Here is a 19460-nt window from a genome sequence, read left to right as displayed (position 1 = left end):
CGGCGGACTGGTCGGTGGTCTCATCGGCGGCGTCATCGCGGCCGGCGCAGCCAACGCCGCCGCGCAGCAGGAAGCTGCCGCCGCCCAGCAGCACGCGGCGTCCTGCGCCCAGCGCTATCGCTCCTATGATGCGGCGTCGAATACGTTCCAGGCAAAGGACGGCCGGCGGTATCCCTGCCAGTGAGACTGCCGCTGGCTTGTGGCGCCGGAACGGGAAACTGAAACCGCCGCTCAAGGCAATAATCCTCGGCGCCGAGCTGAGCACGAACGGAGCTCCGGCCAGTGAGCCGGAGCAGGCGTTCGAGCGCCCCAGGAGCCGCAACGCGGCTTCTGCCGGCGAATTGGCCAGGACCTTTGACTGAACGGGTTCCCGCGCTGCGCCCGGATGCGCGGATCGGGCGGATTTGTCGGGAATCGCAGAGCGGGCGGCCCACGGCCGCTTCTGACGCGACCGTTTTCCATGCTATCACGCGATCCGTCGAAACTGCGCTCGTGGCAGGATCTGCCCGAACCTTACGAATCCGGATCTCGATGATGCTGTCGCTTCCCAAGACCAAAATACGCGTGCTGCTGCTGGAGGGCGTGAACGAATCCGCGGCCCGGATGTTCGAGGCGAACGGCTATACCGAGCTGCAACGTCTGCCCAAGGCGCTGGGACCAAAAGAACTCAGGCAGGCGCTGTCGGGCATCCACATGCTGGGAATTCGCTCGCGGACCCAGTTGACCGCGGACATCCTGGAGGCCGCCGACCGATTGCTCGTTGTCGGCTGCTTTTCGGTCGGCACCAATCAGGTCGATCTCGACGCCGCGCGGAAGCTGGGAATCCCCGTCTTCAACGCGCCATACTCCAACACCCGCAGTGTGGCGGAGCTGACCATCGCCGAGATCGTGATGCTGTTCCGCCGGATCTTTCCGCGTTCGGTCTCCGCACATGCCGGCGGCTGGGACAAGTCCGCCGAAGGCAGCCGCGAGGTGCGCGGCAAGACGCTCGGCATCGTCGGCTACGGCAACATCGGCTCGCAGCTGTCGAACCTCGCCGAAGCCATGGGCATGCGCGTGATCTATTTTGATCAGACCGACAAGCTCCGCCATGGCAATACCGAGCCCGCCGAATCGCTCGACGCGTTGCTCGCAGCCAGCGATGTCGTATCGCTGCATGTGCCGGAGACGCCGGCCACCGCCAACATGATTGGCGCCGCCCAGCTCCAGCTGATGAAGCCTGAGGCCTATCTGATCAACAACTCGCGCGGCACCGTGGTCGATCTCGATGCGCTGGCGAGCGCGCTGCGTGAGGGCCGGCTGGCGGGTGCCGCGGTCGACGTGTTTCCGGTCGAGCCGGTGTCGAACGAGGCGCGCTTTGTCTCGCCGCTGCAAGGTCTGCCCAACGTCATCCTCACGCCGCATGTCGGCGGTTCGACGGAAGAAGCGCAGGATCGCATCGGCGGCGAAGTTGCACGCAAGTTGATCGACTATTCCGATGTCGGATCGACCTTCGGTGCGGTCAATTTTCCGCAGGTGCAATTGCCGGCGCGACCGACCGGCACCCGTTTCATCCATGTTCATCGCAACGTTCCCGGCGTCATGCGCCAGGTCAACGACGCGGTCTCCCGGCACGGGATCAATATCCTGGCGCAATATCTGCAGACCGATCCGGAAGTCGGCTATGTCGTGCTCGAGACCGACGTGGTCGGCGGCGAGGGCGAGGGGCTGCTGGCCGATTTGAGAGCCATTGACGGCACGATCCGCGTGCGGGTGCTGTATGACGCGAACCGGCCGCAGGGGTGATCGACTTCGTCAATCCGCCGAGAAGCCGAACGGCACGCTCGAGGTCCTGAAATCGTCCGGAAGAATCTCGCGTCCGATCGGCGGCGCCGACCGCGCCGCGCATCTCGGCCGATGGCAGACCCGGCATGCGACGCCGATCGGCGTCGGCTCGTCGGCATTCGGTCCCTGTCCGTCGCGCGTGTAGATCAACTGGCCCGCATGTTCGGCGGCGCAGCCGATCGCGATCGCCCGCTCGACGCGGACGGCGCCGAACGCGCCGCCGCCGGCGGTCACGGTGCGGGCGATCGAAAAGAACCGCTGTCCGTCGGGCAGTTCCAGCCATTGGGTGACGATCTGGCGCGGCGTCTTGAAGATGTCGTGCACTGACCATAGCGGACATGCGCCGCCGTGCTTTGCAAACGGGAAGCCGGCGCCGTCAAGCAGCTTGGAAATGTTGCCGGCCGGATCGACCCGGATCAGGAAGAACGGGACCTTTTCGAGACCCGGCCGTTGCAGGGTCGTGACGCGGTGCGCGACCTGCTCGAAGCTGGTGCCGAATTGACGCGCCAGCGCCTCCAGATCGTAGCGGCGGGCCTCGACCGCTTTCGCGAACACCGAATACGGCATGATGAGTGCGGCGGCGGCGTAGGCCGCAAGCGCACGGCGTGCCAGCAGCTCGGCGCTTTTGGTCGTGAACTTGCCGGCTTCGACGGCGGCGCCGATCTCGTTTTCCAGTTCCAGATAGGCAAGTTGCTTGGCCAGCTGAAAATTGAGGCCCGCGGTATCGAGCGAGTCCTCCAGCAGCAATTGTCTGCGATGAAGGTCCAGTCGCCTGATCGAACCCAGCATGACGTTCGGCGGCAGATAGCGGACCTGGAGTTTATGTCGCTCCCGAAGCCGCTCGATAAATCCGGCGGGCCCGGCAGGTTCGTGGACGAGCCGCTCGGCGGCATCGTCGAGGCTGGCAAAATTGTTGCGGCGCGCGGCGAGAAAACGTCGGACCTCCGCAACGGGATCGTTGGCGTCAAAGTTCTCCTGGCCCGGTGAAGCGATCGCCATGTCCGGAGCCCTGCGCTCCGCAAGCGCCAGCTGCTCTTCGCGATAGGCCGTGTAGAGGCGCAGGAACGCCTCGGTCATTCCGGGATAGCTGACCGCGAGGTCGCTGACCTCGAGCGCGGGGATGTCGATGTCGGCAAACATCGGCTCCTTCAAGACGGACTGCATGCGGGCGGTGTGATCGGCACCGCCATCGCCAGCGAGATCGGCCAGATCGATCTTGTAGGTGCGGGCAAGCCGCAGCAGCATGTCGGCTGTCACCGGGCGCTGGTTGCGTTCCAGCAGCGCCACATAGGGGGCCGAAATTTCGAGATCGGCGGCCATGTCGGCCTGGGTCAGCCCGAGGTCGCGCCGCAGCCGGCGCAGCCGCGGGCCCATGAAAACGGAACGGGCGCTTGAGGTTACCATCACCTTATCCAAGGTTTGTAAGATTCTTACAACAATACATCAGTTTCTTGTAAGTTATGACAAGTTTTCCGCGCCAGGTCTAGCTCCCGATGACGCCGCGCGTCACAAACGGTGCAGTTATTTCGTCACCGAAGGGATCACGGACATGAACTTCCAACCGCGCGGGATCAGCGACCGGGCCATCCAGGGACCGGCTTCGTATCAGAGCGAGATCGAGGCGGCCGAAGCGCTGCTCAAGGGCAAGGACACCTGGAACGGCGTCACCGCCGAAGCCGTGGCGCGGATGCGCCTGCAGAACCGCTTCAAGACCGGTCTGGATGTCGCCCGTTACACGGCTGCGCTGATGCGCGCCGACATGGCGGCCTATGACGCCGACAGCACCAAGTACACCCAGTCGCTCGGCTGCTGGCACGGCTTCATCGCCCAGCAGAAGCTGATCTCGGTCAAGAAGCACTTCGGCAATACCGACCGCCGCTATCTGTATCTTTCCGGCTGGATGATCGCGGCGCTGCGCTCCGAGTTCGGCCCGCTGCCCGACCAGTCGATGCACGAGAAGACCTCGGTGCCGGCCCTGATCGAGGAGCTCTACACCTTCCTGCGTCAGGCGGATTCGCGTGAGCTCAACGACATCTTCCGTGCGCTCGATGCGGCTCGCAAGGAAGGCGACAAGGCCAAGGAAAAGGCGCTGATCGAGAAGATCGACAACTTCCGGACCCACGTCGTGCCGGTCATCGCCGACATCGACGCCGGCTTCGGCAATGCCGAGGCGACCTATCTGCTCGCCAAGAAGATGATCGAGGCGGGCGCCTGCGCCCTGCAGATCGAGAACCAGGTTTCCGACGAGAAGCAGTGCGGCCACCAGGACGGCAAGGTGACCGTGCCGCACGAGGTGTTCATCGCGAAGATCCGCGCCTGCCGCCATGCGTTCCTCGAGCTCGGCGTCGAAGACGGCATCATCGTGACCCGCACCGACTCGCTCGGCGCCGGCCTGACCCAGCAGATCGCCGTGAGCCACAAGCCCGGCGACATCGGCGACCAGTACAACAGCTTCCTTGATTGCGAGGAAGTGACGGCTGCCAACGCGCGCAACGGCGACGTCATCATCAACCAGAACGGCAAGATGATGCGTCCGAAGCGTCTGCCCAGCAACCTCTACCAGTTCCGTCCCGGCACCGGAGCGGATCGCTGCGTGCTCGACTGCATCACCTCGCTGCAGAACGGCGCCGACCTCTTGTGGATCGAGACCGAGAAGCCGCATATCGAGCAGATCGCCAGCATGGTCGATCGCATCCGCGAGGTCATTCCGAATGCGAAGCTGGCCTACAACAACTCGCCGTCGTTCAACTGGACCCTCAACTTCCGTTGGCAGGTCTATGACGCGATGAAGGAAGCCGGCCAGGACGTCAGCAAGTATAACCGCGCCGAGCTGATGAAGGCGGAGTACGACGACACGCCGCTGGCGAAGGAAGCCGACGAGCGCATCCGTACCTTCCAGGCGGATTCGGCCAAGCGCGCCGGCATCTTCCACCATCTGATCACGCTGCCGACCTATCACACGGCTGCGCTGTCGACCGACAATCTCGCGAGGGAGTATTTCGGCGAGCAGGGCATGCTTGGATACGTCAAGAACGTGCAGCGCGCGGAGATCCGTCAGGGCATCGCCTGCGTCAAGCATCAGAACATGGCGGGCTCCGACATCGGCGACGATCACAAGGAGTACTTCGCCGGTGAGGCTGCCCTCAAGGCGGGCGGCGCCCACAACACGATGAACCAGTTCGGCTGATCGATCGAACGGATCATTCCGACATCGGCTGGACAGGCTGGCGCGCGAGCAGCCTTGCCTGTCCGCCTTGGCGGGGCGATTTTCGACCACGGTAACGCGGTCGAGATCGCCCCGCGACGTTTTTGGGCCGCTTCCCCTCGACCCCCGGCCATTTGCAGAGGTTCGCGCGTTGCACGCCCGTGTGGTAATGCGTCGCTGCGATCTCGAGGGCATGCCGCGCGATGAGTGTCGGGCACTACGCATCCGCCGTCACCAGCTCCGCCGTGATGGAACTGCTGAAGCCGTTCGATCCCCGTATCGTCGGAACGCTGCCGCTCGGCCTTGCCGTGCCCGGCAGCGACATCGATATCGTCTGCCATGCGTCCGACCCGAACGCATTCGCGGACAACGTTTGGGCTCACTATCAAGCGTGCGATGATTTCGTCCTCTTCCGGTGGACCTCGGGGACGCGGCCGGTGATTGCCCGCTTTGTGTGCGACGGCTGGCCGTTCGAACTGTTCGGTGATCAGCGTCCGGTGGAGCAGCAACGGGGCTGGATCCACTTCGAGGTCGAACGGCGGCTGCTTGCACTGGATGATGGACGGCTGCGGCGAGCCGTCAGCGAATTGAGGGCAGGCGGTCTCAAGACCGAACCTGCGTTCGCTATCGTGCTCGGGATATCGGGCGATCCCTATCGTGGATTGCTTGAGCTCGCGGCCGAAACGGACGCAGAGTTACACGCCCGGCTCGCGGCGTGCGATTTCGCTGATCGCCAAAATTGATGAAACGGCTTCATTCGCCGGGAACGAGGTGGCCGACCGGCTGCCGTGCCAGCCGCCGGTGCCTGCGGCGGGACAGATAAAGCAGCAGGCCGGTTACGGCGAACAGCGGCATCATGGCGGCGGCCAGCATGAAAGCGAGCTTGCCGGGCCATCCCAGGATGGCGCCGCGGTGGATGTCGAGCACGCTGGCGAGGACGCGTTCGCCAAACGTCTTGTCGGCGTAGCGATCCGATGAGATGACGCGGCCGGTGAGGGCATCTATGCGGAATTCGTCACGCACGCTCTCGAGCGTCGAATCCTGCGGCCATGACCGCACGCGTACGGCCGTGCCCGCGCCGGGCGGCAGCGTCATGAGGGCTCTTCCGTAACTGCTGTTCTCCTGCTGCAGGAACGCCGACCAGACGTGATCGAAGGCAAGCGGCCTTGCCTCGGCCTTCGTTTCGGTCTTGGCTTCACCCTTGCTCTCGGCAGCCGCGCCGCCGCGCGGCGGTTTGGGCTGCGTCGCGTTCGCCGCGGCCTGAGGCCGCGCGAACAGCCAGTTGGCGCCGGCCTTGTACCACTCGAACGAATACCACAGGCCGGTCAGCGTCATCACCAGATAGACCGGCAGCACCCAGGTCCCGATCACGGCGTGCAGCGAGCGATGCAGGCCGCGGCCGCGCAGTCCCAGATTCGGCTTCAGCCACATCTTTACGCTGCGCGCACGACGCGGCCAGCGCAGCACGAGGCCGGTGATCAGCATCACGATCAGGCAGATCGCGGCCGTCCCGGTGACCTTGCGGCCGATGCCATTGCCGTCACCCGGCAACAGCAACCAGCGATGCAGCTTGCGGACGGTTGCGAAAAAGTCCTCGCCGCGCGGCGAGCCGAGCACGTGCCCATCATAGGGGTCGACATAGACCGAGGACGGCCGCGTGCCGCCCTCGCTGCGAGCGAAACGGATGCGGGTCGCGGCGGATGGATCGCTCGACATCGTCACGGCCGAGACCTTGCCGAAATCGCCCGCCGCCGCTAGCCGCGCGATCAACTCGTCCGGCGTGAGCCGCGGGGTCGCGCTGGCCTCGACGCGCATCATCTGACTGTTCAGGCTGGCCTCGATCTCATCCTCAAAGGCCATCGTCGCGCCGGTGAGGCCGATCACGGCCCACAGCAGCGCCAGCACGAGGCCGACCAGGGAATGGACCTGCAGCAGTGCAGCCTTGATTGGGCGCCAAACGTCACTCATCAGAATTTCACCGTCGCCGAGAGCGAGAAGCGCCGCGCGTCGCCCATCGCGACCGTCAGGATGCTGTTGGCCGAAGGGTAGTAGACCGTGTCGAACAGGTTCTTGACGTTGAACTGGTAGATGACCGGGAACGACTGGACCTTGGTCTCGTAGGTCGCAAACACGTCAGCGACCGTGTAGGCCGGCAGCACGAAGCTGTTCGCGGCATCGCCCGGCCGGTCGCCGACATAGCGCGCGCCGCCGCCGAGGCGAAGCCGGCCGGGCAGGGTGGTGCCGAAATCATAGACGAGGTAGAGCGATGCGGTGTTCAGCGCGACGTTCTGCAGGGCCTTGCCGGCGAGCGTCGGGTCCTCGGTTACGCGTGCGTCGGTATAGCCATAGCTGCCGATCATGCTCCAATTGTCAGTCAGCCTGCCGGTGACGTCGAGTTCGACGCCGCGCGAGCGAACCTTGCCTGCCGTACGGTACTCGACGATACCAGTCGCGGCGTTGAGCTGCGAAACCAGCACGTTCTTCTTGTCGATGTCGTAGAGCGCAAGCGTGCCGGAGATCTGTTTGTTGAAGTCGAATTTGACGCCGGTCTCCCACTGGATGCCCTCCTCGGGCGCGATGTTGGAGCCGATCACGACGCCGCCGGTAAGCGGCGCGATGGTCGAGGTGGGTTTCAGCGATTGCGTGTAGCTCGCATAGAGCGAGAGCTGGTCGGTGAGCTTGAAGATGGCGCCGCCGAGCGGCAGCACCTTGTCGGCCGAGACATTGGTATTGGTGATGAACGGGCGGCCCTTGCCGGCGAGCTGGTCGTAATCCATGTAGCGTACGCCGCCGACCAGCGCGAAGCGCTCGGTCAGATGCAGCGTGTCCTGGAAAAACAGCGACCACTGGCCGAGCTTGTCGGTCTGCGCGCTATCGGCGGCCGACACCGTCGTCCCCGGCGTGATCAGCCCATAGATCGGATTGTAGAAGTTGAAGCTCGGCGTCGCCTGCCGGATCAGGTTGTCGCGATAGATCGTGCGGTACTGGCCGTCGCCGCCGAACAGCACCTCGTTGCGGATGTTGCCGAGCCAGACATTGCCCTGGAGATAGGAGGTGCCGTAGCTGGCATTGCTGAGCGAGCCCCATGTGCCGTCATTGCTGCGGGTCTCGACGCCGGTCTTGGCGTTGACGCCGGTGATGCGAAGCTGGTTGGCGCTGAAGGTCTCGGTGTTGTAGCTGTAGGCCGCGAACAGCTTCCAGTCCTGGTTCAGCCGGTGCTCGACCGACGCCTGCATCAGGTCGGAAGTCCCCCACATGTTGTTGAACGGCTCGTCGAGCCGGCGCGTCGCCGGGATCGCCAGCGGTGCCTTGGTCACGGAATCGAATGCGGTACCGCGGTCGAACGGCGTGATGAATTCGCGGTGCTCGTAGTTGAGCTGGATGGTGGTGTTCTCGCCGTACCAGGCCAGCGACGGCGCGACCAGCATTTCGCGATGGCGGCCGAAATTGCGCCAGTAATCCTCGCTCACGCCATAGCCGATAAAGCGATAGGCGAGACCGCCATCGCCGATCGGGCCGGTGATGTCGATGGTGCCGTCGGCGCCGGTCTTGTTGTTGGCGTAAGTCGAGCCGAGCAGGGTCACCGAGCCGTGCTGATAGAGCTCGGGGCGCTTGCTGATCGTGTTGACGATGCCGCCGGGATCCATGATGCCATAGAGCAGCGAGGCCGGGCCCTTCAGCACTTCGACGCTTTCGACCGCGGCGTTGAGGCTGCGGCCCTGCACCAGCGGCATGCCGTTGCGCATGATCGAGCCGTCGCGGTTGTCGCCGAAGCCGCGGCGCATCACCGCATCCTGGGTGCCGGCCAGCGTGTTGGACTGGGTGACGCCGCTGACATTGGCGAGCGCATCGTCGAGATTGCGCGGCAGCTGATCCTTCAACACCTGCTCCGGCACAACGTTGACCGTCTGCGAGGTGTCCAGCGGCGAGGCGCCGCTGCGCAGCGTGGTTGGGCTTGGCATCGCGCGGTAGTGCAGCTTGGCTTCGTTGAGCGCCGCGGCGGCAGCTGCCGCGCGCTCCGATAGTGTCGGCGGCGCCGGTTGGGCATTCCGGCTGCGCTGCCGTGCCGCGGCGGCCGCCAGCGTTCGCTGCGCCGGCTTTGCCGCGGCGGCAGCCGGCTTGCGCTTCGGCGTCGGCTGGTCGACCGAAACAGGCGGCAACGGGACGCTCGACTGGGCGTTTGCCGGCGTTGCCGGGGAGGCGACATCGGCGAGCAGGAATGCTGCGCCGATCAGCAGATGGGTGCGGCCCTTGTCGGCGGCATTTCGACGGTCGCCGACAACCCGGCCATCAGCATTCACAGGCACTCTTGGACTTCCGATTCACGCGAACTCGTTCACGGCGCGCCTCTAGCAGTCGGCGTGCGCGAAAAGAACCGGAGCAGACTTGAATCTCTCTAACCGGAATGGATTTGAATCATTCTAAGACACGACAGGGCTCGCGCGTGTGCGCGAGCCCTGAACCTCGTGACCTGCTTGTCGCGTCTGCGCGTCAAATGGCCGTGCGATCGTTGCCTGAGGCTGCAGCCGTCGTCCTGTCACATCTCAGGTGTACGGTTTGCCGTAGGCCGCGCGATGCGCCTCACGACAACGCCAGGCTGACCGGCGTCTTGCCGACCACTCCCGTGCTCACGCCGTCGCGGGCCATGGATTCGATCGTGCCCCAGTTCTCGCGAAAGATCCGCGCCGCCTCGTTGGCGCTTTCCGCCTGGATCGTCAGACTGCACGCGCGCCTCGTGCCGTTGCTGGCGAGCTGGAAGTAGAGAACATATCCAGACGATTCCGCACTCCGTGCGGCCAGCGGTGCCTGCTGCATGTAGGTTTTCCCCAAAGTGTTTTTGTTGCGCCACCCGCAGGCAGGATTTGACAGGGATGCGGCACAGTCGTGGTCGCGATCGAGCTAAGCTGAACGTTTGTTCATTTTGTTGGCCGGTGTTGCCAGGATTCAACACCGGGTGGAACTTGCCGTAGCTCGGCACTGCAACTAAGCCGCGATCGTGGCATCAGCTCAACCGTCGTGGCGTCTACGCATCGCCCTCTGGATGGACCATCAGCGTCTCTTGGATCGCGGTGGCGAGCATCGCGCCGTCACGGTCGTGGACGCGCGCGATCGACAGCCCGCGGCCGCCATCCGCGCATGGGCTCTCGGTTTCGACATGCATCCAGGCGTCAGGCGAGAATACGCGATGAAACCAGATGCAATGGTTGAGGCTCGACAGATAGAGCGGCGCACGCGCCTGCAAGTCGCGGAGATGGCCGCCGACGCTGGAGAAGTTGAGCCACCAGTCCGAGAGATAGGCGAACACCGCGGCCTGGGCGCGGGAACCGGGCTCGAGCGGCTGCCGGCATCTGATCCAGAAGCGCAGACGTGGTTCTGCCGTCGCGGCCGAAAGCTGACGTTCGATCTCGGGGATGCGGAAATCCATGCTGGGCTTGATGTGCTGGGAATAAGGACCGAGCGGTCGCAACTGCGCCATCAGCCCGTCGGGGATCATGCTCAGATCGGGCAGGCTTTCGGGATCCTCCGATCGTGCGAACGGCACCGCGTGCCGCGGGCCCGGCTGCGGCGCGCAGAATGTGGCCTGCGCGCTGAGCACGGTACGCCCGTCGCCTTGCGTGCCGACGATATGGCGGGAGGAGAATCGCTTGCCGTCCTGCAGAACCTCCGCGTCAAGCGTGATGCGCCTGACAGGATCGGCGCCGCGCAGGAACAAGAGCTGCAGCATTGCCGCAGGGCGATCTTCGGGCGCGCTGAGTGTTGCGGCCATCATGGCCTGGCCGAGGATCTGGCCGCCATAGGACCGGCCGTTGAGGTTGCCGTCGCCGAACCGGCTACGATAACGCAATGGGGCGATGGTCTCGAGCGAGACCAACGCCTCGGCGGCCTTGTTGTCCCATGGTTCGCACGTGGATTCGCTGCCTTCCGCGACGCGCTTGCGTTGCCCGTCCATCCGATCACATCGCCGGGAATTTCTGTGGTCCGGGATAGAGCGGATAGCCGGCGGCGACACCGTATTCGCTGATGCCAAATCCGGTCTCGTTGCCGCTCTCGAGCCGGACGACATGATCCGACAGCGTCCGTGCGATGGCGCGCGTCGCCGCATCGTCGAGGTTCCAGATGTCGTGCCCGGCATAACTCTCGCCGCGGTCGTCGCCATGAGTCCAGCCTTGCAGGCCGCCATACATGCCGGCCTTCAGATAGAATCGCGTCGGCAGTCCATGCATCCTGACGCGGCGCGGCTCGCCGCGCTCGAAAGTGAAGGTGAAGTCGGCCACCGCGATGGTCTGGCCGAGCGGATCGTCGGCCCATTCGATCGCGTGCTCGACCGAGGTGACTTCGCGATGCGAAACCGATCCGTCGGCTTCGCGGCGGAACTCGGTGCCCGAGAGGTAATGCGGCTTGCCCGGCGTGCGCTCCTTGATGAAGATCGACAGCGCCGACTCGGGGAACTGGAACATCGACCAGGTCCAGAAGAAATTGCGATGGGTCGCGACCGGCGGCCTGGTCTCGTCGGTGCGCATCTCGGATCGCAGGCCCCAGGAGCGGTCGCGCTGCCCCCACCACAGCTCGGGCTCGATCTCGTAACGCTTGCCGTCGGCGACGATCCAGCCGCGCCAGCGGCCGAATTGCGAGACGCGCGCGAGGTCTTCCTCGACGACACCGTTGCGCTCGCGAAAATTCTGCTTCTCCTGCGCCGCCGGAAAGCTCGCCTTGAATTCGAGCGCGAAGCTGATGCCGGACGGATTGTCGGCGAGCGAGATCCTATGCAGGCTGTTACCCTCGACGATCTCGATCCTGAGCCCGCCGACTTCCGTCTCCAGCGGACGGGTCCCGAGCCGGCGCGAGGCACGGAAATTGTGCTGACGCCGGCCGATGGTGATGCCGGCAAAGCCGTCGATCACGTTGCGGTTCGGGTAATAGCCGAGCCCGATGTCGATCAGCAGTTCGCTGCCGTCGATCGGATGCGCGGTGTACCAGTAGCGTTCGGTGAACCTTGCATCGCCGCCGCCTGCCTTGGCAAACGGCTGCGGCGTCTGGTGGCCGATGAGATCGTCCTGGGCTGTCAGCATTGTTCTTGTCCTTGTGTTTGAGCCGGTTCGGTCGGATGGGTAGCGCGGGATCAGTCCTTGGCCGGGCCGGCGCCCACGATGTCGCCGAACAGCACCCAGGTCTTGCCGTCGAAGCGGGCGAAACGGCGCTCGGTGATCGCCGCGTAGTCCTGCGGCGTGGTCTGGATCGTGATGCCCGGGAGCAGCATCGGCAGCTCGATGCCGCTGAGATTGGTGGCCTGCTTCAGCACGTTCTCCCGCGTGAGGTTGTCGCCGCAGCGCTGCAGGATGATCGCGCCGAGCTGGGCCGTGGTGTAGCCGGTCACCGCGATCACGTCGTTCGGATCCATCCCCGGCATATATTTCGCGGCGAAGGCGAGATAGTCGGTCATGCCCTTGTCATTGGCCCAGGCCGGATCGTTCGGCGTCTTGTAGGAAGTCGTGGTCAGGATGCCGGTGGAGGCCTCGATGCCTGCCGGCACCAGCACGCCGGCGATCGAATTCGCGGTCGAGCCGAGGAAGATCAGCGGTTTCCAGCCGAGCTCGTGGATCTTGCGGATCGCCATCGAGGCGAACTTGTTCTGCGCGGCGATCAGGATGGTGTCGGCGCCCGATGCCTTCAGGTTCACGATCTGGGAGTCGATGGTTGGCTCGGTCGACTGATACATCGCCTCCTTGACGATCATCGTCTTGGCCTTGGCGCCGAGCCCTTCCTTCAGGCCAAGCACAAAGTCCTTGCCGATGTCGTCGGCCTGCAGCAGCACGCCGATCCTGGCGTCCGGCTGCTCGCGCAGGACGTAACGCGCGATGATCCGGGACTCGTTGACGTAGGTCGGCGAGTAGGGCGTTGTCCAGGGAAACTGCTTTGGATCGTTCCACCGCGTACCGCCGCTCTGCACCAGCAGATGCGGAACGCCATTGCTGTTGAGATATTTCTGGATCGCAGCGTTGGTCGGCGTGCCGAACGGCGCCATGATCGCGAGCACCTTGTCGTTCTCGACCAGCGCGCGCGTCACCTCGACGGTCTTGGGCGGGCTATAGGCGTCGTCGCGGGTCAGGAAGTTGATATGGCGGCCGTTGATGCCACCCTTCTCGTTCAGCATCGTGAAATAGGCGAGCATGGTTTTCGGGAAGCTCGCATAGATCGACGCCGGTCCGCTGTAGGGCGCGTTGGCGCCGAGCAGGATCTCGCTGTCACTGACCCCGGGACCATAGGCCTTCTGGGCGTTCGCAGTTCCGAGCGCGCCGGCGAGCGCGAACGCCCACACGGCAAGCGTGACGATTGGCTTCCGCATCTTCCCCTCCCATGACGCCCTCTTTTGCGGGGCTGGTTGATCCGGCGATGGAAGCCTTGAAAGGCTTTACCCCTCGCATCGGCCATGCAATAATAGACCGTCTGTCCGGATTATCAACTGGAATCTCCGGACGGCGTATCGGCCTCATGCGTGACGGAAACATCCGCAGGCGTGCGCGGCCGCATGGCGGTTGAGGAGGAAACATGAAGCTGACGCAGGCGCTGATAGCGGCGGTGCAATTGCGCAAGGACGCACCCGGCACCATCCACGCCGGACGGTCGCGGAGCTGGAAGGAGATCGGCCATCGCGTTGCCTGTGCCGCGGGCGGGCTGCGACGGCTCGGCGTCGATGCCGGCGATCGCGTCGCCATCCTCGCGCACAACAGCGACCTCTATATCGAGGCGCTCTATGCCATCGCCTGGGCCGGTGCGGTCGCGGTGCCGCTCAACACGCGCTGGGCGGTCGCCGAGAACGCCTATGCGATTAACGATTCCACGCCAAAACTGTTGCTGGTCGACAAGGCCTTTGCCGAGATTGCGTCCGCGCTGCGCGGCACAAAATCACTCGCCGCTATGGTCTATCTCGACGAGGGGCAAGTGCCCGACGGTATGCAAAGCTATGACGAACTCATTGCGCATGCGCCGATCGAGGACGCCTCCGGCGCCTACAACGATCTCGCGGGCATCTTCTACACCGGCGGTACCACCGGGTTTCCCAAGGGCGTGATGCTGTCACATGCCAACATCATCTATGAATCGCTGGTCTGGATCTATGCGCTCCGGTTCCGTGAAGATACCCGGTATCTGCACTCGGCCGGCATGTTCCATCTGGCCGGCACTTCGCCGATGATCGCGCTCACGCTCGTGGGCGGTACCCACGTCACCATCCCGAAGTTCGAGCCCGAGCTCGCGATGAGGACCATCGCCGAACACAGAGTGGACTACTGCCTGTTTGTGCCGACCATGCTCAACATGATGCTCAATCATCCATCCTTCGGCACATATGACCTGAGCAGCGTCAAGGATTGCGAATATGGCGCCTCGCCGATGCCCGACGCGCTGCTGGTCAAGCTGATGCGCGTGCTGCCGAGCTGGCGCTTTCACCAGGGCTACGGCATGACCGAAAGCGCAGCGCTGGCGACCATCCTGCCGTGGGAGTATCACGCGCTGGAAGGGCCGCTGGCGGGCAAGCGCAAATCGGCGGGGCGGGCAGCGCCGGGCGTTGAAATCCGCATCATCGATCCCGCGGGCAATGAGGTGCCGCGCGGGACGGTGGGCGAGATCGCGATCCGCGGCGCCGGCGTGATGCTCGGCTATTGGCGCAAGCCCGAGGAAAGCGCGCGCGTGCTGCGCAACGGATGGCTGCACACCGGCGACGGCGCCTGGATGGACGAGGACGGGTTTGTCTATATCGTCGACCGACTGAAGGACATGATCGTCTCGGGCGGCGAGAACGTCTATTCCGGCGAGGTGGAGAACGCCATCTTCCAGCACGAGCACGTCAAGGAATGCGCCGTAATCGCGGTGCCCGATCCGCAATGGGGCGAAGCGGTGCACGCCATTGTGGTGCCGAAGGACGGCAGGAGTCTCGATTCCGAAATGGTGATCGCGCACTGCCGCACCTTGATCGCCGGTTACAAGTGCCCGCGTTCTGTCGATATCCGCCTCGAGCCATTGCCGCTGACCGGCTCCGGCAAGATCATGAAGTCGGCGCTGCGCGAGGAGAAGTGGCAGGGCTATACGAGGTCGGTCAATTGATGCCGGAGGCTGCGAAACGATCCGATCAAGATGTGCCGGGTGATGTGCCGGCTCCTGTTCGCCCGGTCGTGGTCAATGACGACGCGGTGCGGCCAGCACTCGCGCGGCATCTGTCGCGGATATCCGGGAGCCGGACGGAGATTGTCGGCTTCGGCCGCAAATCATCGGGTTTCTCCTGGATCACCTATGCGTTCGTGGCCCGCACTGCGGCTGAAGGCGACCGCGAACTGATCCTGCGCGTCGGTCCACCGAGCGGGCTGTTTGCGCCTTACTCGGTGCTGCCCCAGGTTTATGCGCTACAGTCGCTGGCCGGCAGCGGCGTACCGGTGCCGGCGTTGGTGTCATCAGAACAGGATGGCGCCGAGATCGGCTTTCCGTTCTTCATCTGCGCGCATGTCGAGGGCGACGTGCCGGCGCCCTGGGCGGCGAGCGAACTCGATCCGGACCACAAGCGCGCGGTCGCCCGGCAGTTCGTCGAGATCCTCGCGTCGCTGCACCGGGTCGACGCGGATGCGACGCCATTCGCATCGCGGCATCACAGCGGAGAACGTGCCGAAGTCCGCGCCATCGCCGGCTGGCGCGCCTCGCTGGCGCGGCCGACGGCGCGTTACTATCCGCTGCTCGACTGGGGTGGAAGCTGGCTGCGCGACAACTGTCCGCAGCCGCCACGCCGGACCATCGTGCACGGCGACTACCGGATCGGGAACTTCATCGAGCACAACGGGCGGATCACAGCCATCCTCGATTGGGAGCTCACGCACCTGGGCGATCCCCACGAGGATCTGGCTTGGGCGCTGATGCCGACCTTCAATGCCGGGAGCCGCAAGCTCTATGGCGTGCTCGAGCGCACGGAGGTGATTGATCTCTATCAGCGCGCCTCCGGCATTCCGGTCTCGGACAAGAGCCTCGCCTTCTACGAGGCCTATGCGCTGTATCAGGCGGCAGCGATCCAGATGTGCGCGGTGCGCGCCTTCGAGGTCGATCGCTTCAACGACATGCGGCTCGCCGTGATGGCAAGCCAGATGCCCTCGATCGTGCGGGCCTTCGAGCGCGCATTGGAGGCCGCGGCATGAGTGCATCCTTCGAGCGGTTGATCGACGGCATAATCGATGCGCTGCAAAGCCACGTCGTGCCGAACAGCAGCGATGATTTCGTCCGCGGTCAGGTGTTCTCCGCGATCTACGCGCTGAACGGGCTGAAGCTCGCAGCCGACTGGAAGGCCGGGCCGCTGCTCGAGCAAGTGCGTCTGCAGGACGATACTTTCGCGACGGTCGAACGACTGGCCGGCAGCATGGCGCATCCGGAGGTTCCTTCGACGCCGCGCATCCAGGGCGGCCCGTCCGACGTTGCCGCGATCGAGGCATTGCGCGACGATGGCGACCGGCGGCTGGGGCAACTTCTGCTCTGGGCGAGCGGGGAGCACGCACGGGCGGCTAATCCCAATGCTGCGACCGAGATCGAGCGCCTGCTGCGGCGGGCGATTTGCGACCAGCTCAAGATCGAGCTTGCGACGACGCCGAAGTCGATGCTGCAGCAGATCGCGGGTGGCGAGCGCGACGGTGGTGCGGCGCAGGGCTAGCGTGGTTTCGTCGCCGACCGCCGCCGGGATGCATCGTTGCACGCCTTCCGCGACCAGCGGCGACGCTCACGAAGAAGCTTGCCGGTCCATGGCGCTTATGCTATTAATTCACAAAACGGTCGTTCGGATTATTATTGAATGGCCGATAGACATCCGCGGCAAGCGGCCGGCGAGGGAGACGGAGCGATGAACATGATGACCGGCGTCCCGCCATGGGAGCGGCTGATCCGGCCCGACCGGGTGCACGGATCGCTCTACACCGACCCTGACATCTTCGAGGCCGAGCTCAAGAACATCTGGTACCGCACCTGGGTCTATGTCGGGCATGAGAGCGAGGTCCCGAACGCCAACGACTACGTCGTCAAGTCGATCGGCCCGCAATCCGTGATCATGACGCGCGACGAGCAGGGCAAGGTCAATTTGCTGCTCAACCGCTGCTCGCATCGCGGCAACCAGGTCTGCTCCTATGACCGCGGCAATGCCCGCTCGTTCACCTGTCCGTTCCATTCCTGGACTTTTGCCAATGACGGCCGCCTGGTCGGTTATGCCTTCCCCGACGGCTATGAGGGGCAGGACAAGTCGCAGCTCGCGCTCGGGCGGGTGACGCGCGTCGAGTCTTATCGCGGCTTCGTGTTCGGCTCGTTCGCGGCCGATGGCCCGACGTTGAAGGAGCATCTCGGCGGCGCCGCCGAGACCATCGACCGGCTGGTGCGCACCTCGCCGGAGAGCGAGGTCGAGATCACGGCGGGCTTCCTCAAGCATCGCGTCAAGGCGAACTGGAAGTTCATCCTGGAGAACGAGTGCGACGGCTATCACCCGGCCTTCGTGCACACCTCGATCTTCGGCGTCGCCGACAGCATGATCGGCAAGCTCTATGGCGGCGCCTCGACCGCGCTGACGCGCGACTACGGCAACGGCCATACCGAGATCGACCTGCGGCCAGAATTTCGCAAGCGCAATGCGCCGATGAGCTGGTTCGGCACCAGCGAGGACCGGCTGCCGGACTATACGGCGCGCATGAAGGCCGCCCATGGCGACACCGCCGCGCGGGAGATCATGATCGACGGCACGCCGCATGTGATGATCTTCCCCAACCTGTTCATCGCCGAGATCCAGATGTTCGTGATCCAGCCGCTCGGCGTCGACGACAGCGTGCAGCACGTCACCGCGTTGCAGTTCAAGGGCGCGCCCGATCTGAACCGAAGGCTGCGCCAGCAGACCATGGGCTCGGTCGGCCCGGCCGGTTTCCTGCTGGCGGACGATTCCGAAATGTACGAGCGCTGCCATCGCGGCGTGCTGGCGCGCAACCCGGAATGGATCTTCCTCGGCCGCGGCGAGAAGCGCCAGCGGCGGGACGAACTCGGCTTCACGGTCGGCCACGTCACCGACGAGGTGCCGTCGCGCGGCATCTGGACCCATTATCGCAAGTTGATGGAGCCTAGCTGATGCTGTCGCGCGAGAGCAGCGCCACGTTGATGAGCGCCATCACCGCCTTCCTCTATCGCGAGGCGCGGCTGCAGGACGAGCATCAATACGAGGCCTGGGAAAAGCTCTGGACCGACGACGGCGTCTATTGGGTGCCGGCCAACGGCGCCGACATCGACCCGGAACGGCAGATGTCGATCATCTACGACAACCGCTCGCGGATCGCGCTGCGGGTCCGGCAGCTGATGACCGGCAAGCACTTCACCCAGACGCCGCAGTCGAATTTGCGCCGGCTGATCTCCAACATCGAATTGATGGACGAGCAGCCTGACGATGGCGACATCGCGGTCGCCAGCAACAGTCTCATTTTCGAATCGAGCCTGCGCGACGACACGCTGTGGGCGGCGCGCAATGAATACCGGCTGCGCCATGTCGATGGCGAATTGCGGATGGCCAGCAAGAAGGTCATCCTCGTCAACAACGACAAGGCGATCTACACGCTTTCGTTCCTGGTCTAGAGGAAAACGCGCCATGATCGACAAAGGCCCCGTTCTGCTCGACATCACCGACGGCATCGCGCGGCTGCGGCTCAACCGCCCCGATGCGGCCAACGGCATGAGCGTCGAGCTGCTCCGCGCGCTGTGCGACGCCATCATGGTCTGTCATGGTCATCCCGATTTGCGCGTCGTGCTGCTGAGCGGCGAGGGTACCAATTTCTGCGCCGGTGGCGATGTCCGCGCCTTTGCCTCCAAGGGCGAGAAGCTGCCGGACTATATCCGCCAGGCCACCGCCTATCTGCAGAATGCGGTGACCGGATTGCTGCGGCTGGAGGCGCCGGTCATATCATCGGTGCAGGGCTTTGCGGCGGGCGGCGGTGGCTTCGGTCTGGTCTGCGCTTCCGACATCGTGATCGCGGCGGAGTCCGCAAAATTCCTCGCCGGCGCGACGCGGGTGGCGATGGCGCCGGATGCCGGCGTCTCCGTTACGCTGTCGCGGCTGGTCGGCTTGCGGCGCGCGATGTCGATCCTCCTGACCAACCCGGTGATCCCGGCGGCGGAGGCGTTGCAGATGGGTATCGTCACCAGGGTCGTGCCCGATGCCGAGCTCGCCGAGGCATCGCTCGCGCTGGCGCGCGAGCTTGCGGCCGGCGCGCCGAAGGCTCTGGCGGCGACCAAGCGACTGGTCTGGGCCGGCACCGGCACCAGCATCGAACAGTGCCTGTCGGAAGAGGCGCGCACCGTCGCCGAACTCTCGGGGATGGCCGATGCACGCGAAGGGCTCGCCGCGGTGATCGAGCGGCGCAAGCCTGTCTTCACGGGGCGCTGA

Annotated in this window: 17 protein-coding genes; 10 read left to right on the top strand and 7 right to left on the bottom strand. The window is 64.7% G+C overall.

Annotation, left to right across the window (positions count from 1 at the left end; genetic code table 11):
- Nucleotides 1–7: 7 nt before the first annotated feature.
- Both J6525_RS22780 and serA read left to right on the top strand, forming a co-directional pair.
- The gene (locus J6525_RS22780; protein WP_249796149.1) at nt 8–184 is read left to right on the top strand and encodes a BA14K family protein; all 177 of its coding nucleotides are present in this window, start codon (nt 8–10) and stop codon (nt 182–184) included.
- 347 nt (nt 185–531) lie between these two features.
- Complete coding sequence (gene serA / locus J6525_RS22775) at nt 532–1785, top strand: phosphoglycerate dehydrogenase (protein ID WP_225646392.1); 1254 nt, start codon at nt 532–534, stop codon at nt 1783–1785.
- Between the two features lie 9 nt (nt 1786–1794).
- On the opposite strand, the gene J6525_RS22770 is transcribed toward serA, so the two are convergent.
- The gene (locus tag J6525_RS22770) at nt 1795–3228 is read right to left on the bottom strand and encodes a helix-turn-helix domain-containing protein (RefSeq protein WP_057018868.1); all 1434 of its coding nucleotides are present in this window, start codon (nt 3226–3228) and stop codon (nt 1795–1797) included.
- Nucleotides 3229–3373: 145 nt separating this feature from the next.
- On the opposite strand from J6525_RS22770, the gene J6525_RS22765 reads away from it, so the two are divergent.
- Together J6525_RS22765 and J6525_RS22760 are read left to right on the top strand one after the other, a co-directional pair.
- Nucleotides 3374–5011: an isocitrate lyase gene (locus J6525_RS22765; RefSeq protein WP_225646368.1), complete on the top strand. Its 1638-nt coding sequence runs from the start codon at nt 3374–3376 to the stop codon at nt 5009–5011.
- Nucleotides 5012–5232: 221 nt separating this feature from the next.
- On the top strand, nt 5233–5772 hold the full coding sequence (locus J6525_RS22760; RefSeq protein WP_225646367.1) for a DUF4269 domain-containing protein: 540 nt from the start codon (nt 5233–5235) through the stop codon (nt 5770–5772).
- A gap of 10 nt (nt 5773–5782) precedes the next feature.
- On the opposite strand, the gene J6525_RS22755 is transcribed toward J6525_RS22760, so the two are convergent.
- The 6 genes from J6525_RS22755 to J6525_RS22730 form a co-directional block, all read right to left on the bottom strand.
- On the bottom strand, nt 5783–6997 hold the full coding sequence (locus tag J6525_RS22755; RefSeq protein WP_225646366.1) for a PepSY-associated TM helix domain-containing protein: 1215 nt from the start codon (nt 6995–6997) through the stop codon (nt 5783–5785).
- On the bottom strand, nt 6997–9330 hold the full coding sequence (locus tag J6525_RS22750) for a TonB-dependent siderophore receptor (protein WP_225646391.1): 2334 nt from the start codon (nt 9328–9330) through the stop codon (nt 6997–6999). The genes J6525_RS22755 and J6525_RS22750 overlap by 1 nt, the downstream gene beginning before the upstream one ends.
- A gap of 280 nt (nt 9331–9610) precedes the next feature.
- Nucleotides 9611–9844, bottom strand: a complete 234-nt coding sequence (locus J6525_RS22745) for a hypothetical protein (protein ID WP_159109512.1) — start codon at nt 9842–9844, stop codon at nt 9611–9613.
- A 208-nt stretch (nt 9845–10052) separates the two neighbouring features.
- Nucleotides 10053–10979: an acyl-CoA thioesterase gene (locus tag J6525_RS22740; RefSeq protein ID WP_176936952.1), complete on the bottom strand. Its 927-nt coding sequence runs from the start codon at nt 10977–10979 to the stop codon at nt 10053–10055.
- A 4-nt stretch (nt 10980–10983) separates the two neighbouring features.
- A complete protein-coding gene (locus J6525_RS22735) occupies nt 10984–12099 on the bottom strand; it encodes an Rv3169 family protein (protein WP_225646365.1) in 1116 nt (371 codons plus the stop codon).
- A gap of 50 nt (nt 12100–12149) precedes the next feature.
- Nucleotides 12150–13373, bottom strand: a complete 1224-nt coding sequence (locus tag J6525_RS22730) for an ABC transporter substrate-binding protein (RefSeq protein ID WP_092083773.1) — start codon at nt 13371–13373, stop codon at nt 12150–12152.
- 203 nt (nt 13374–13576) lie between these two features.
- Between J6525_RS22730 and J6525_RS22725 the strand changes: the two genes are divergently transcribed.
- The 6 genes from J6525_RS22725 (at nt 13577) to J6525_RS22700 (ending at nt 19460) form a co-directional block, all read left to right on the top strand.
- On the top strand, nt 13577–15130 hold the full coding sequence (locus J6525_RS22725) for an acyl-CoA synthetase (protein WP_092083771.1): 1554 nt from the start codon (nt 13577–13579) through the stop codon (nt 15128–15130).
- Nucleotides 15100–16203, top strand: a complete 1104-nt coding sequence (locus tag J6525_RS22720; protein ID WP_225646364.1) for a phosphotransferase family protein — start codon at nt 15100–15102, stop codon at nt 16201–16203. The genes J6525_RS22725 and J6525_RS22720 overlap by 31 nt, the downstream gene beginning before the upstream one ends.
- A complete protein-coding gene (locus J6525_RS22715; protein ID WP_225646363.1) occupies nt 16200–16709 on the top strand; it encodes a hypothetical protein in 510 nt (169 codons plus the stop codon). The genes J6525_RS22720 and J6525_RS22715 overlap by 4 nt, the downstream gene beginning before the upstream one ends.
- Before the next feature lie 186 nt (nt 16710–16895).
- Complete coding sequence (locus tag J6525_RS22710; protein ID WP_225646362.1) at nt 16896–18155, top strand: aromatic ring-hydroxylating oxygenase subunit alpha; 1260 nt, start codon at nt 16896–16898, stop codon at nt 18153–18155.
- Nucleotides 18155–18652, top strand: a complete 498-nt coding sequence (locus J6525_RS22705) for an aromatic-ring-hydroxylating dioxygenase subunit beta (protein ID WP_157340290.1) — start codon at nt 18155–18157, stop codon at nt 18650–18652. The genes J6525_RS22710 and J6525_RS22705 overlap by 1 nt, the downstream gene beginning before the upstream one ends.
- A gap of 13 nt (nt 18653–18665) precedes the next feature.
- Complete coding sequence (locus tag J6525_RS22700; protein ID WP_225646361.1) at nt 18666–19460, top strand: enoyl-CoA hydratase/isomerase family protein; 795 nt, start codon at nt 18666–18668, stop codon at nt 19458–19460.

The sequence above is a fragment of the Bradyrhizobium australafricanum genome, assembly GCF_020329495.1.
Classification (GTDB): domain Bacteria; phylum Pseudomonadota; class Alphaproteobacteria; order Rhizobiales; family Xanthobacteraceae; genus Bradyrhizobium; species Bradyrhizobium australafricanum.
This window is presented reverse-complemented; position numbering and strand designations above follow the sequence as displayed.